Source organism: Paralimibaculum aggregatum, assembly GCF_030270585.1.
Classification (GTDB): domain Bacteria; phylum Pseudomonadota; class Alphaproteobacteria; order Rhodobacterales; family Rhodobacteraceae; genus Thermohalobaculum; species Thermohalobaculum aggregatum.
Window position 1 is genome coordinate 1 of the sequence record NZ_BSYI01000045.1, and the last position, 13,544, is coordinate 13,544.

The following is a 13,544-nucleotide window of genomic DNA, read 5'->3' on the forward strand; positions in this document are numbered from 1 at the left end:
CGCCCGCCGCCGAGCCGCCGGCCCCGGCGCAGCTCTTTGCCGAGCGGCCGGAGACGGTCGACGACCTGCAGAAGATCAAGGGCATCGGGCCGAAGATGGCGGCGGTGCTCAACGAGCGCGGCGTCTACCAGTATGCCCAGCTTGCCGCCTTCACCGCCGAGGACCTGCGCTGGCTCGATGCCGCCACCGGCAGCTTTCCCGGCCGCGCCGAGCGCGACGACTGGGTGGGCCAGGCCAGGGCGCTTCTCGCGGCGGGCTGATCCGCGCCGCCGCGTCCCCCGGACGCCTCAGTTGCGGGGGATGCGGGCGACGCCTTCGAGCCGCTCCCGGGTGCGGTAGTAGATCTCGAGCCCGCGCAGGAACCACGGATTGCCGCCATAGAGCGGCTGCGCGCGGAACCGGGCCGCATCGAAGCCGGTGCTGCCGCGCACCGCGCCGCCCTGGTCGGGGCCGAGCAGCCGCTCCGCGAGCCGCATCCCGAGATAGGGCGCCATCGCCACGCCCGAGCCGTTGTAGCCGCAGGCATGCCAGACGCCGTCGATCTGGCCGATATGGGGCACCCCGTCGAAGCTGAAGGCGACGTTCCCGGTCCAGCTGTGGGTCAGCCGCAGGTCGCCGAGCTCGGGATAGACGCTCAGCATCTGGTCGCGCAGCCGCGCGGCGGCGACCCGCGGCGGCAGCGGCAGCAGCGAGGCCCGCCCGCCCCAGAGGATGCGCTCGCCCCAGGGGCAGGGGCGGTAGTAGGAATGCGCCGCCCGCGTGTCGACATGGGCATGGCCGCCGGGGAACAGGCTGCGCATGCGGTTCTCGCCGACCGGCTCGGTGGCGATGATGAAGGAGGGCACCGGGATCAGTCGCCGGGCAAAGCGGGCGAAGGCACGCCCGCCGCGCGCCGCGTAGCCATTGCCGGCCCAGACCAGCTCCCGCGCCGTCAGCGGGCCCTTCGCGGTGGCGAGCCGCCAGGCCCCGGGCGCGCCGGCGATCGCCGTCACCGCGGCATGGTCGATGACCTCCGCGCCGGCGTTCCGTGCCGCCTCCAGCAGCCCCTTGTGGAAGAGCGCCGGATGCAGCAGCCCGTGATTGGGAAAATAGAGCCCGCCGCGATAGAGTTCCGAGCCGATATGGGCGGCCTGCTCCGCCGCCGGCACCACCTCGACCTCCATGCCCAGCGCCGGGGCCTCGTCGCGCGCCCAGGCCGCGAGCCGCTCGAAATGCAGCGCCGAGCCGGCGCCGAGGAAGCGCCCGGTCTGCCGGTGCAGGGCATCGACCGGCAGGCGCCCGAGCAGCGCGCGGGTCCAGTTCAGCGAGGTCTGCGCCTCGCGCAGCATCGCCCGCGCCGGGCCCTCGCCATAGCGTTTCGCCAGCGGCGCGAGCCGGGCCTTGTGGCCCCAGCCGATCATGCCGCCGTTGCGCGTCGAGGCGCCGGCGCCCGGCGGGCCGGCCTCCAGCACCACCACCCGCCGCCCGGCCTCGGCGAGATGCAGCGCCGCCGAGAGCCCGGTGAAGCCGGCGCCGACGATCGCCACATCGGCCTCGGCCGGCGGCGCGCGCCCGCTCGGCGGCTCCGGCGGCGCCGCCGCGTGCCAGAACGGGGTCTCGGTCATCTCCGCGGCCCAGGCCGGGCCCGGTCCCGTGGCGGCGGCCCGCGGCGCGGTGCGGGCGGCGGTGGCTGTGGTCATGGCAGTCCTTCGGTGACGTCGTGGCCGTAGAGCCAGTCGAGCTGGGCGGCGGCGAGGCCCGGCGCCAGCCAGGTCAGCGCGGCGATCGGCGCCCAGGAGAACAGCCGGCCGATCTCGGTGCGCTTGTGGAACAGCATGCCGTTGGAGCGGCTCTGCGCCTGCACCCGGGTGACCCGGTCCCAGCGCGCCGCCTCGTAGGCGAGCAGCGCATCCGGCACCCTGGGATGCTCGCTGAGGGCGCGGACCAGCTCGGCGGCATCCTCCAGCGCCATCGCCGCGCCCTGCGCCATGAAGGGCAGCATGGCATGCGCCGCATCGCCGAGCAGCGCCACCGGCCCGTCGCACCAGCGCACCTGCTCGGCGCGCTCGAAGAGCCCCCAGACGAAGGGCCGCTCCACCGCCGCCAGCAGGGTCTGCACATCGTCGTGCCAGCCGGCGAAGCCGGCGCGCAGCCGGTCCGCCTCGCCGGCGCCGCTCCAGTCCTCCTCGACGCGCTCGGCGCGCTCCTCGACGGCGACGAAGTTCACCAGGCTGCGGCCGCGGAGGTAGTAGGTCACGAGATGGCGCCCCGGCCCGGCCCAGACGGTGGCCTCGGGCGCCACCAGCCCCTCGGGCACCCATTCCGCCGGGATCGTGCCGCGCCAGGCGATCTGGCCGGAGAAATGCGCGCTCTCGGGGCCGTTCAGCACCCGGCGCAGCGGCGAGCGCAGCCCGTCGGCGGCGATCAGCACCGCGCCGGTATGGATGCTGCCGTCCTCCAGCTTCAGCCGGGCGCCCTCGGGGCGCGTGCCGTAGCTCGCCACCGGCGCGCCGGTGTGCAGCTCGACCCCGGCCTCGCGCGCGGCATCGAGCAGCGCCGCGTGGAGATCGGCCCGGTGCACATGCAGATAGGGCGCGCCCCAGCGCGCCTCGGCCGCCTCGCCGAGCAGCACCCGGTAGATCGGCGCGCCGGTATGGCCGTCGCGCATGGTCGCCGCCCCCGGCTGCGCGGCGCCTTCGGCGATCCGGTCATAGAGGCCGAGCCAGCGCAGCACCTTGCAGGCATTGGGCGACATCTGCAGCCCCGCGCCGACCTCGCCGAAGCGCTCCGCCTTCTCGAAGAGCGCGACACTCCAGCCGCTGCGCGCAAGGGCCAGCGCGGCGGCCAGCCCGCCGATCCCGCCACCCGCCACCAGCGCCCGCCGTGCCTGGCCCTCGGCTTCCATCGCTGTTCCCCTTCTTCCGGCTTTCCCGGTCCGGTCCGGCCGCGGTCGGACAGCGGCCCGAACCGTTGGCGCGGCCCGGGCCGTTTCCGATGCAGGATGCCCGCGGCGTCCGGCCGGAGCAAGGGGGCTGGCCGGGGCTCAGTGGCGCGGGCGCAAGCGCCGCAGCATGGCGCGGGCAGCGGGTGCGGCAGTGTCGGGGGAGGGGGGGCGCGTCAGCCCTTGCGGCGACCGCCCGGAACCAGCCGGACGACGCGGCCGCGCGGCTCGGCCGGCGCGCCGGCATCGGGATCAGCCGCCGGATCGGCCGCCGGATCGGGCCGGGGCGGCTGCCGGCCGGGCGCCGGCGCCGCATGGGGAACCTGCCCGCCGCCGAGATCGGCCGCCTGCTCGGGCGGCAGCGGCGCGGACTGCGCCGGGTTCGCCTGCAGCGCGCCGGCCTGCCCGGCCTGGACAGCCCCCGCCTGCACGGCGCCTGCCTGGACCGGACCCGCCTGGATCGGCGCCGCGGCGGCGATCTGCACCGCCTCGATGCGGCCGGGCTCGGCGACATGGCGCGCCGGCTCGGGGCGGGCCGCCGCCTCGGCACCCGGCTCGGCCGGCCGGGCCCGCGGCGCGGCACCCTTGAGCAGCGACATCTCGACCACCGGGCTGTCGCCCCTGCGATGGCGCCCGCCGAGCCGCAGCCGGAGCCGCGCGCCGCCGTCGCCATCCACCGCCTGGTTGTCGCTGATCGCCATCTTCTCGTCGATCATGCGGCGCGCCAGCTCGAAGGCGTGGTCGATCATCACCCGCGTCTCGGTCACCGAGGGCCGCGCCATGATCTCGCGCCCGGTGAAGGCGGCCAGCCCGCCGGTGACGATGCCGGAGTTGTAGTCCTCCATCTCGCCGGGGGGGATCACGTGCCAGCGCAACCAGAAGGAGAGTGGCGCGGTGCCCTCCTTGAGCTGTTCCATCGCCGCGCCGAAGGTCCGCATCGGCACCGAGTTGCGCGCCGCCAGCCAGATCGCGCCGACCGGCTCGGAGAGCCGGGCGACCACCGAGGCGGTGGCGGTGACGGCGGCGGCGCGGTCGAAGATCGCGTCCGGGCCTTCCTCGCCCTCGATGCCGGCCTCGTGGACCTTGTAATAGGCGCGGTGATCGGTGAATTCGCCGAGCCCGCGCTCCCACATCACCGGGTTGACGTAGCGGCCCATCTCCAGCCTGTCGGCGAAGGGCTCGCCATGCAGCGAGACCCGCAGGCGCACGCCGTCGAGTTCGAATGCGACGGTCTCGGGAGGGGATCTTCGCAGCGCGCCCAGCAGGCCGGTGCTCGGCGGCGCGGCATGCATCATCCGCGGGTCCATGCGCACCGTCGCCCCGGTCTCCTCGACCAGCAGCCGCAGTTCCGTGATCATGTCGCCCGGATCGATCCGCAGCCTCTTGCGCAAGGGCAGAACGATTGCGAAACTCTGATCCACTGCTCACCTCTCAAAGGCCCGACACCGGAGCGCCGGAACCGCATGGAACCCAGCGCAATCGGGCGAGATCGCCACGGGCGGATATCCGCCGCGCTACCGAGACTACTGGACACGCACATAGCTTCGGCAGGCGCAGTCTTGCCGTAGAGACGCAAAGATCAACTTAAGGATGAAGCGCGCGGGGCGCTGAGTCAAGGCCGTGGCGATACTGTGGCGGCTTCCGGGCAACTGCCGGGCCTTGCCAGTGGCCGCCGCGGGGGCCAAATCTTCGTGAACGGATCGCAGGAGGGCCCGCCGATGCATCGCGCCGCGCATGACATGATCCCGGAAACCGCGCTCGACTGGCACCGGCAGGGGCGGCAGGCGGCGATCGCGACCGTGGTCGAGACCTGGGGCTCGGCGCCCCGCCCGGTGGGGGCGCAGCTCGCGATCTCCGGCGAGGCGGAACTGGCCGGCTCGGTCTCCGGCGGCTGCGTCGAGGGCGCGGTGGCGGCGGAGGCGCTCGAGGCGCTGTCCGACGGCACGGCGCGGCTGATGGAGTTCGGCGTCTCGGATGGCGATGCCTTCGCCGTGGGGCTGGCCTGCGGCGGCACCATCCGGGTGCTGGTGGAGCCGGTGGGCGCGGCGCTGCCGGAGGCGCTGCTGGCCGAGCTGGTGGCGGCCCGGGCGGCGCGCCGGGCGGTGGGGGTCGAGACCCGCCTCGCCGCCGACCCCGCCGGGCCGGTGACGCCGATGCCGGGCCTCGCGCATCGGCTGATCGGCTATGCGGACGCCCCGGCCCGCTTCGATGCCGACCGTTCGGGCTTCGACGCCGAGGCGCCCCGCCGCTTCATCGCGATCCACAATCCGCCGCTCCGCCTCGCCATCATCGGCGGCGCGCATATCGCCCAGCCGCTGGCGCTGATGGCGCGCGAGACCGGCTATGACGTCACGGTGATCGACCCGCGGGAGGCCTTCGCCTCGCCCGCCCGCTTCCCCGGCGAGCGGCTGATGCATGACTGGCCGGATGCCGCGCTGAAGGCGCACGGGCTCGACCTGCGCTGCGCCGTGGTGCTGCTCACCCATGACCCGAAGCTCGACGACCCGGCGCTGATGGTGGCGCTGCCGAGCCCGGCCTTCTATATCGGCGCGCTCGGCTCGACGCGGACCCATGCCAGGCGCCGCGAGCGGCTTGCGGCGGCCGGGCTGGCGCCGGAACTGATCGACCGCATCGACGCGCCGGTGGGGCTCGATATCGGCGCCCGCTCGCCGGCGGAGATCGCGGTGGCCACGCTGGCGCAGATGACCGAGCGGCTGCGCCGGCCGGAGACGCGGCCCGGCCGCACGCCGGTGCCGGGCGCGCCGGTGCCGGCATGAGGTTCGGTCCGGTCCCCCTCGCCGAGGCCGAGGGCGCGGTGCTGGCCCATTCGCTGGCGCTGCCGGGCGGCAAGCTCAAGAAGGGGCGCCGGCTTTCCGCGGCGGATCTTGCGCGGATCGCCGCGGCGGGGATCTCCGAGGTCGTTGCCGCAAGCCTCGATCCGGGGGATCTCGACGAGGACAGCGCCGCTGCCCGCATCGCCGGTGCCATCGCGCCCGATCCGGCGGCGCTGGGGCTCACGGTCTCCGCGCCCTTCACCGGGCGGGTCAATCTCTTCGCGGCGCGGCCGGGGCTGATCTCGGTGGATGCCGCGGCGGTGGACGCGCTCAACGCCATCGACCCCGCGATCACCCTGGCGACGCTGCCGGATGCCGCCCGCGTCACCGCCCGCCAGATGGTCGCGACGGTCAAGATCATCCCCTATGCGGCCCCCGCGGCGGCGGTGACGGCGGCCGAGGCGACGGCACGCGCGGCGCCGGGGCTGCTGCGCTGCGCCGGGCTGGCGCTGGCCAGCGCCGGGCTCGTGCTGACCCGCACGCCGGGCATGGCCGACAAGCTGGTGGAGAAGGGGGCCGAGGCGGTCGGCGACCGCCTCGCGGCGCTCGGCATGACTTTGGCGGGCAGGGCGGTGGTGGCGCACGAGACGGCGGCGGTGGCCGCGGCGCTGGCGGCGGCGCCGGGCGAGATGATCCTGCTGCTCACCGCCTCGGCGACCTCTGATCCGGCCGATGTCGGGCCCGCCGGGCTGGTGGCCGCGGGCGGGCGCCTGCTGCGCTTCGGCATGCCGGTGGATCCGGGGAACCTGCTGTTTCTCGGCAATCTGGGCGACGGGCGGGGTGCGGAGCGCCCGGTGCTCGGCCTGCCCGGCTGCGCGCGCTCGCCGAAGCTCAACGGGGCGGACTGGGTGCTGGAGCGCCTCGCCCATGGCCGCGCGGTGAGGCCGGCGGAAATCGCCCGGATGGGGGTGGGCGGGCTGCTCAAGGAGATCCCGTCGCGGCCGCAGCCGCGCGCCGGCGGCGCGGCGGCGGCCGGGCATCGCCAGAAGGTCTCGGCGCTGATCCTCGCGGCGGGCAGCGCGCGGCGCATGGGCGGGCGCGACAAGCTGCTCGAGCCGGTGGCCGGGCGGCCGCTGCTGGCGCAGGTCGCCGCGGCGGCGCTGGCGAGCGGCGCGGAGGAGACCGTGGCGGTGCTGCGCCCGGGCGACGGGCCGCGCGCGGCGGCGCTTGCCGGCCTCCCGCTGCGCCGGGTCGAGAACCCCCGTGCGGCGGACGGCATGGGCACCTCGCTCGCCGCCGGGCTCGCGGCGCTGGCGCCGGATGCCGATGCCGTGCTCGTGCTGCTCGCCGACATGCCGGAGGTGACCGCGGATGGGATCGACCGGCTGATCGCCGCCTTCGACCCGGAGGAGGGGCGCGAGATCGTCCGCGCCACCGCCGCCGACGGGACGCCGGGGCATCCGGTGCTGTTCGGCCGGCGCTTCTTCGAGGCGCTGGGCGGGCTCGGCGGCGACCGCGGCGCGCGCGAGCTCGTGGCGGAGCATCGCGACTTCGTCGTCGAGGTGGCGCTGCCGGGGCAGGCGGCGCTCACCGATCTCGACACGCCCGAGGCCTGGGCCGCCTGGCGCGCCGGCACCGGCTGAGCGCGGCACGCGCGACCGCAGCACCATGTTCGAATTGCGGGAAAGCCGGCGCTGCGGTACCATCCGGGCATGCGGACCCTTGCGCTCAGCCTCGCCCTCGCGGCGTTCTGCCTCTCGGCGCCGGCCGGCGCCGGCGAAAGGCTGGCGGGCGGCTACGTGCCGCCCAAGCCCAAGGAGGGCTACAGCTATCCCGAATGCTTCTGCACCGATTCGCAGGGCCGGCGGGTGGAGATCGGCCAGATGGCCTGCCTGCATATCGGCTCGCGGCAGGTGATGTCGCGCTGCGAGAAGGCGCGGAACCTGGTGATCTGGCGGCATCAGACCGAGGGCTGCGCGCCCGGCGTCTGAGCCGTCGTCTGAGCCGGCGCCTCAGTTCGCGCCGCGCACCCCGAGCGCCCCGAGCCAGCGCGAGACCCGCGCCGCATTCACCCCCATGTCGGAATAGCCGAAGCGCGCGCGCGACCAGAGCGCCAGCCCGGCGCCGCCGCCCACCGGCACCGCGCGGACCGAGATGTAGTCCGGAAAGCCGAAGACCGCCGAGCGCTGCACATAGGTGACATGGAGCGCCTCCGGGCTGCCCGCCACCACCGTCACCCGCGGCTCGGCCATCGCCACCCGGTGCAGCTGCGCGATCAGCGCCGCCGGGCTCTCCGCCGCCGGCGGGAAGACCGGGGCGAAGACCGCATCCACCGGCGCAGCCGCCAGCCCCTCCGGCGCCACGAGATGGTCGTTTGGCCGGCCGGTGCGCTCGCTGGCCAGCGGATCGGCATGCCAGCGCGCCGGATCGTGATCGACGGACCAGATCGCCATCCCCGCCCCCGCAAACAGGATCAGCGCCAGGCCCAGCGCCCAGCGCAGCCGCGCCGGAATGACCTCCAGCGCCGTCCGTCCCTCGGCATCGCGCCGCCAGGGCCATTTGTCGTGGAACAGCCGTCCCAATGCCGCCTCCTGTCCCGTGCCGCGATGCCGGGCCCAGCGGCGCGGCGCCTCCGGAGGCCGGTGGGGGAGCGTGACGCCGCAGCCCGGCGCAGCGGTTGCCGGGGTGGGTGGGGCCTCCGGAGGCGCCGCGGCGGCCGCCAGGAGGCGCGCCGCCCGGTCACTCCGCCGCGGTCTTCTCCGCGGCGCCCGTTTCCGCCGTCTCGGCCTCGATCTCGGCGGCCTTCTTCTCGACCTGCTCGACGATGTGGTCGACCATCTGCTCGTTGGTCATGGCATGGGACTTCTTGCCCGCGAGATAGACCATGCCGCGCCCGGCGCCGCCGCCGGTGAAGCCGACATCGGTCATCAGCGCCTCGCCGGGGCCGTTGACCACGCAGCCGATGATCGAGAGCGACATCGGCGTCTTGATGTGCTCCAGCCGGTCCTCGAGGATCTTCACCGTCTCGATCACGTCGAAGCCCTGCCGGGCGCAGGACGGGCAGGAGATGATGTTGACCCCGCGATGGCGCAGGCCGAGGGATTTCAGGATCTCGTAGCCCACCTTCACCTCCTCCACCGGATCGGCGGAGAGCGAGACGCGCAGCGTGTCGCCGATGCCCATCCAGAGCAGCTGGCCGAGGCCGATGGCGCTCTTGATGGTGCCGGAGGTCAGCCCGCCGGCCTCGGTGATGCCGAGATGGATCGGGCAGTCGGTCTGCTCGGCGAGCTGCTGGTAGGCGGCCGCGGCGAGGAAGACGTCGGAGGCCTTCACCGAGATCTTGAACTCGTGGAAGTCGTTGTCCTGCAGGATGCGGATATGGTCGAGCCCGCTCTCCACCATCGCATCGGGGCAGGGCTCGCCGTATTTCTCCAGCAGGTGCCGCTCGAGGCTGCCGGCATTGACGCCGATGCGGATCGAGCAGCCGTGGTCGCGCGCCGCCCGGATCACCTCGCGCACGCGGTCCGGGCTGCCGATGTTGCCCGGGTTGATGCGCAGGCAGGCGGCGCCGGCCCGGGCGCTCTCGATCCCGCGCTTGTAGTGGAAATGGATGTCGGCGACGATCGGCACCGGCGAGTGCTTGCAGATCTCCGGCATCGCCGCGCTCGAGTCCTCGTCCGGCACGCTGACGCGGACGATGTCGGCCCCGGCCTCGGCGCAGCGCTCGATCTGGCGCAGCGTCGCGGCGGCGTCGGAGGTCAGCGTGTTGGTCATGGTCTGCACGCTGATCGGGGCATCGCCGCCCACCGGCACGGAGCCCACCATGATCTTCCGGCTCTCGCGGCGGTAGATGTTGCGCCAGGGGCGGATGTGGTTGATCGCCATGAGGGCCCTCCCGGGATTGCGCGCGCGGCGGCTCTGCGCTCGCGCGGAAGGTAAGCTTCGCAGGCGCGAAAGTCGAGGGGGGCACCTGCACGGGAGCGGGCGGCGCGGCGCCCCGGCTGCCGCGCTCAGCCGGCATGCTCCCAGGGCAGCGGCAGCTCGCCCAGCACCCTGGCCACCGCCTCGCGCCCGCCCGGCCCGCCGGCGCGCACCACCAGCCCGCGGGTCTTGTCCTCGACGACCTCGACCGAGGCGTCGACACCGGCATCGGCCAGTGCCCCGGCATAGACCCGGTGGATCGCGCGTTTCCGCAGCGCCGGCTTGAACACCTTGCCGACCGCGGTCTTGGGCAGCTCGTCGACGATCTCGAGATGCTTCGGCACCGCGGCGCGCTCGGGGATGTGCTCGCGGGCATAGTCCAGCAGCTCGGCCTCGGTGATGCTGGCATCGTCGCGCAGCTCGACATAGGCGCAGGGCAGCTCGCCGGCCACCGCATCCGGCTGGCCGATGGCGCCGACGAAGGCGACCGCGCTGTGCCCCATCAGCGCCTCCTCGATCAGGCCGGGGTCGATGTTGTGCCCGCCGCGGATGATCAGGTCCTTCAGCCGCCCGGTGATCCAGAGATAGCCGTCGGCATCGAGCCGGCCCATGTCGCCGGTGCGCAGCAGGTGCCCGGGCCGGGTGAACAGGCCGAAATTGCGCGCTTCCTCGCGATAGCCGGGAAACACCGCCGGGTTGCCGATGCAGATCTCGCCGATCTCGTCGGTGCCGCATTCGCGGTTGACCTCGCCGTCCTGCTGGCAGTCGAGGATGCGGACATGGGTATAGGGGATCGGCAGGCCCACCGAGCCGATCTTGCGCTCGCCCTCCGGCGGGTTGATCGAGACCAGGCAGGTCGCCTCGGTCATGCCGTAGCCCTCGAGGATCTTCACCCCGCAGGTCCGCTCGAAGCGGCGGAACAGCTCGACCGGCAGCGGCGCCGAGCCGCAGATCGCGTATCTGAGGCTGGAGATGTCGTGCTTCACCTCGCGCTGCAGCAGCGCGGTGGCGGCGGTCGGCACCATCACCATGAAGCTGACGCGCCAGCGCTCGACCAGCGCCCAGAAATTGTCGAGCACACCCTCGCCGCGATAGCCCGCCGGCGTCGGCAGCACGAGATGCGCCCCGGCGGCCACGCAGGACATCAGGATCGGATAGGCGCCGAGCACGTGGAACAGCGGCAGCGGGCAGATCAGCACGTCGTCGGGCCGGATCACGTCCATCGTCGCGACCTTGCCGTTGTAGACCATGCCGCGCTGGCGGTGCCGGGCGATCTTCGGCATGCCGGTGGTGCCGCCGGTGTGGAAATTGGCGGCGACGCGGTCGGCCCCGCCGGTCTCGGCAAAGGTGAGCCGGTCGCCCGGCTGCTTCGCCATCTCCTCGTTGAGATTGGCCACCCGCTTGCCGTGGCGGATGTCGAGCCGCGGGCGCATGACGGGGATCAGCCAGGACAGTGGCGGCGACAGGTAGCGCTTGAGATCGACCTCGAGGATGGTCTGCAGCTCGGGCGCGAACATCGCCGCGGCATGGGCCTTCTCGGCGACGTCGCTCTTCGGGAAGGGGGCCAGCGTCACCAGGATCCTGGCCCCGGTCTCGCGCAGGATCGAAGCGATCTGCCCGACCTCGAGCAGCGGGTTGATCGGGCAGACCACCCCCGCCGTCACGCCGCCGAGCAGGGTGTAGACGGTCTCGTTGCTGTTGGGCAGGAGATAGGCGATGCCGTCCTCGGGCCCGGCGCCGAGCGCGCGGAAGAGGTTGGCCGCCCGCGTCACCTGCGCACCGAGCTCGGCCCAGGTGAGCGTCTCGGCGCGGTCCTTCGGCCCGGAGCGGATCTGGAAGCTCAGCGCCCTGGCCTCGCCGCGGGAGGCGGCCGTCTCGGCCAGCATCTCGTAGACGGTCTCGGTCTGCCAGCGCTCGGAGATCGGCACGGCTTCGATGGCGGCCTTCATCTCCCGCGTCGAGCAGGGGATCCGCGCGCTGGTCATGGTCGTTCTCCTCCCGGGTCGCGGCCTCTGCGGGCGCCGCGTTCATAGAGACATAAGGGAAAAGCCGCCCGCAATCACCAATTGCGGAGCGGAACATCGGCCCGATCTCCGGGAGCGGCTACTCCGCCGCCAGCCCCTCGGTGAACTGGAGCCGCGCGAGCCGGGCATAGAGCCCGTCCTCGGCCACCAGCGCGTCATGGGTGCCGGTGGCGACCACGCGGCCGCCCTCGAGCACCACGATGCGGTCAGCGCGCTTCACCGTGGCGAGCCGGTGCGCCACCACCAGCGTCGTGCGGCCGGCGGCGAGGCGCGCCACCGCGGCCTGCACCGCGCGCTCGCTCTCGGCATCGAGCGCCGAGGTCGCCTCGTCGAGCACCAGCACCGGCGCGTCGCGCAGGATCGCGCGGGCTATCGCGATGCGCTGCTTCTGCCCGCCCGAGAGCAGCACGCCGCGCTCGCCGAGCCAGCTGTCGTAGCCCTCCGGCAGGCCGGTGACGAAGTCGTGCGCGGCGGCGGCGCGGGCCGCCTCGATCACCTCCGCCTCGCTGGCCTCGGGCCGGCCGAAGAGGATGTTGGCGCGCACGCTGTCGGCGAAGATCACCGGCTCCTGCGGCACCAGCGCGAGGCGGGCGCGCAGGTCGCGGGTGGTCATCGCGTCGATCGGCACGCCGTCGAGGGTGATGCGCCCGGCCTGCGGGTCGTAGAAGCGCAGCAGGAGCTGGAGGATCGTGGTCTTGCCGGCGCCCGAGGGGCCGACCAGGGCCACCGTCTCGCCGGGCCGGATCTCGAAGCTCACCTCGTGCAGCGCCGGGGCGTCGGGGCGGCTCTGGTAGTGGAAGGAGACGTCCTCGAAGCGGATATGCCCGCGGGTCGGCGCCGCCGGGGGCAGCGGCTCGGCGGGCTCGCGGATCGGGTTCTCCATCTGCAGCAGCTCGACGATGCGCTCGGTGGCGCCGGCGGCGCGCTGCAGCTCGCCCCAGACTTCGGAGAGCGCGCCGACGGCCCCGGCGGTGAACACCGCATAGAGCACGAACTGCGCCATCTCGCCCTCGCTCATGGTGCCGGCCAGCACGTCGCGCGCGCCGATCCAGACCACCCCCACCACCATCGAGAACACGAGGAAGATCACGATCGCGGTCAGCGCCGAGCGCGCGACGATGCGCCCGCGATGGGCGGCGAAGGCCGCCTCGACCCGGCGCGCGAAGCCGGCCTGCGCCGGCGCCTCGTAGGTCATCGCCTGCACCGTGGGCGCGGCCTGCAGATACTCGCCGGCCAGCGCCGCGCTGTCGGCCACCAGATCCTGCGCCCGGCGCGAGAGCCGCCGCACCCGCCGCCCGAGCAGGATGATCGGCAGCACCGCCGCCGGCACGATCAGCAGCGCCATGCCGGTGAGCTTCGCCGAGGTGACCAGCATCATCGTGATGCCGCCCACCAGCAGCAGGATGTTGCGCAGCGCGATCGAGGCGGTGGAGCCGACGACCCCCTGGATCACCGTGGTGTCGGAGGTCAGCCGGGTCAGCACCTCGGCCGTCATCAGCTTCTCGTAGAAGCCGGGCGACATGCCGCTCACATGGTCGAAGAGCGCCCGGCGCAGATCGGCGATCACCCGCTCGCCGAGCAGCGTGACGAGGAAGAAGCGCGCCGCCGTGGCCAGCGCCAGCGCCACCGCGACGCCGATCAGCGCGAGGAAATAGCGGTCGATCAGCGCGGCGTTCTCCACCGAGAAGCCGTCGATCACCCGGCGGAAGGCCACCGGCAGCACCAGCGTGAAGCTCGCCGCCAGCAGCAGCGCGAAGACCACCCCCGCGATCAGCAGGCGATAGGGAGCGAGGAACGGCGCGAGCCCCCGCAGCGCCCCGATGCGCTTCGATTTCGCCCGCTTGTCCGGCGCTACGGCCTCGATCTCCGCCACGGCTTGTCCTTCCCGGTTGTCCCATCGGCGTT

Annotated in this window: 11 protein-coding genes; 4 read left to right on the forward strand and 7 right to left on the reverse strand. The window is 73.8% G+C overall.

Going from position 1 to position 13,544, the window contains the following annotated elements:
• The coding region (locus QSJ97_RS20280) for a helix-hairpin-helix domain-containing protein (protein WP_352231127.1) at nt 1-260 on the forward strand (260 nt) is incomplete at its 5' end.
• Between the two features lie 27 nt (nt 261-287).
• Here QSJ97_RS20280 and QSJ97_RS20285 read toward each other — a convergent pair.
• The 3 genes from QSJ97_RS20285 to QSJ97_RS20295 form a co-directional block, all read right to left on the reverse strand.
• The gene (locus tag QSJ97_RS20285) at nt 288-1,679 is read right to left on the reverse strand and encodes an NAD(P)/FAD-dependent oxidoreductase (protein WP_285674014.1); all 1,392 of its coding nucleotides are present in this window, start codon (nt 1,677-1,679) and stop codon (nt 288-290) included.
• Nucleotides 1,676-2,884 carry an FAD-dependent monooxygenase gene (locus tag QSJ97_RS20290; RefSeq protein ID WP_285674016.1) on the reverse strand — a complete coding sequence of 403 codons (1,209 nt, stop codon included), beginning with the start codon at nt 2,882-2,884 and terminating at the stop codon, nt 1,676-1,678. Before QSJ97_RS20290 ends, QSJ97_RS20285 begins: the two co-directional genes overlap by 4 nt.
• A gap of 212 nt (nt 2,885-3,096) precedes the next feature.
• Nucleotides 3,097-4,278, reverse strand: coding sequence for a hypothetical protein (locus tag QSJ97_RS20295; protein WP_285674018.1), 1,182 nt, complete (start codon nt 4,276-4,278; stop codon nt 3,097-3,099).
• 360 nt (nt 4,279-4,638) lie between these two features.
• Here QSJ97_RS20295 and QSJ97_RS20300 point away from each other — a divergent pair, with 360 nt between their 5' ends.
• The 3 genes from QSJ97_RS20300 (at nt 4,639) to QSJ97_RS20315 (ending at nt 7,685) form a co-directional block, all read left to right on the forward strand.
• Entirely contained in the window at nt 4,639-5,697 is a 1,059-nt protein-coding gene (locus QSJ97_RS20300) for an XdhC family protein (protein WP_285674021.1), read from the forward strand.
• Nucleotides 5,694-7,337, forward strand: a complete 1,644-nt coding sequence (locus QSJ97_RS25190; RefSeq protein WP_434220944.1) for an NTP transferase domain-containing protein — start codon at nt 5,694-5,696, stop codon at nt 7,335-7,337. The genes QSJ97_RS20300 and QSJ97_RS25190 overlap by 4 nt, the downstream gene beginning before the upstream one ends.
• 69 nt (nt 7,338-7,406) lie before the next feature.
• Nucleotides 7,407-7,685, forward strand: coding sequence for a hypothetical protein (locus QSJ97_RS20315; protein WP_285674022.1), 279 nt, complete (start codon nt 7,407-7,409; stop codon nt 7,683-7,685).
• Nucleotides 7,686-7,706: 21 nt separating this feature from the next.
• Here QSJ97_RS20315 and QSJ97_RS20320 read toward each other — a convergent pair whose 3' ends face one another.
• From QSJ97_RS20320 to QSJ97_RS20335, 4 genes are all read right to left on the reverse strand, one after another.
• On the reverse strand, nt 7,707-8,276 hold the full coding sequence (locus tag QSJ97_RS20320; RefSeq protein WP_285674023.1) for a DUF1499 domain-containing protein: 570 nt from the start codon (nt 8,274-8,276) through the stop codon (nt 7,707-7,709).
• Nucleotides 8,277-8,433: 157 nt separating this feature from the next.
• Nucleotides 8,434-9,579: a flavodoxin-dependent (E)-4-hydroxy-3-methylbut-2-enyl-diphosphate synthase gene (gene ispG / locus QSJ97_RS20325; RefSeq protein ID WP_285674025.1), complete on the reverse strand. Its 1,146-nt coding sequence runs from the start codon at nt 9,577-9,579 to the stop codon at nt 8,434-8,436.
• A gap of 125 nt (nt 9,580-9,704) precedes the next feature.
• Complete coding sequence (locus QSJ97_RS20330; protein ID WP_434220945.1) at nt 9,705-11,564, reverse strand: acyl-CoA synthetase; 1,860 nt, start codon at nt 11,562-11,564, stop codon at nt 9,705-9,707.
• 154 nt (nt 11,565-11,718) lie between these two features.
• Nucleotides 11,719-13,512, reverse strand: coding sequence for an ABC transporter transmembrane domain-containing protein (locus QSJ97_RS20335; RefSeq protein WP_285674028.1), 1,794 nt, complete (start codon nt 13,510-13,512; stop codon nt 11,719-11,721).
• Between the last annotated feature and the right edge of the window lie 32 nt (nt 13,513-13,544).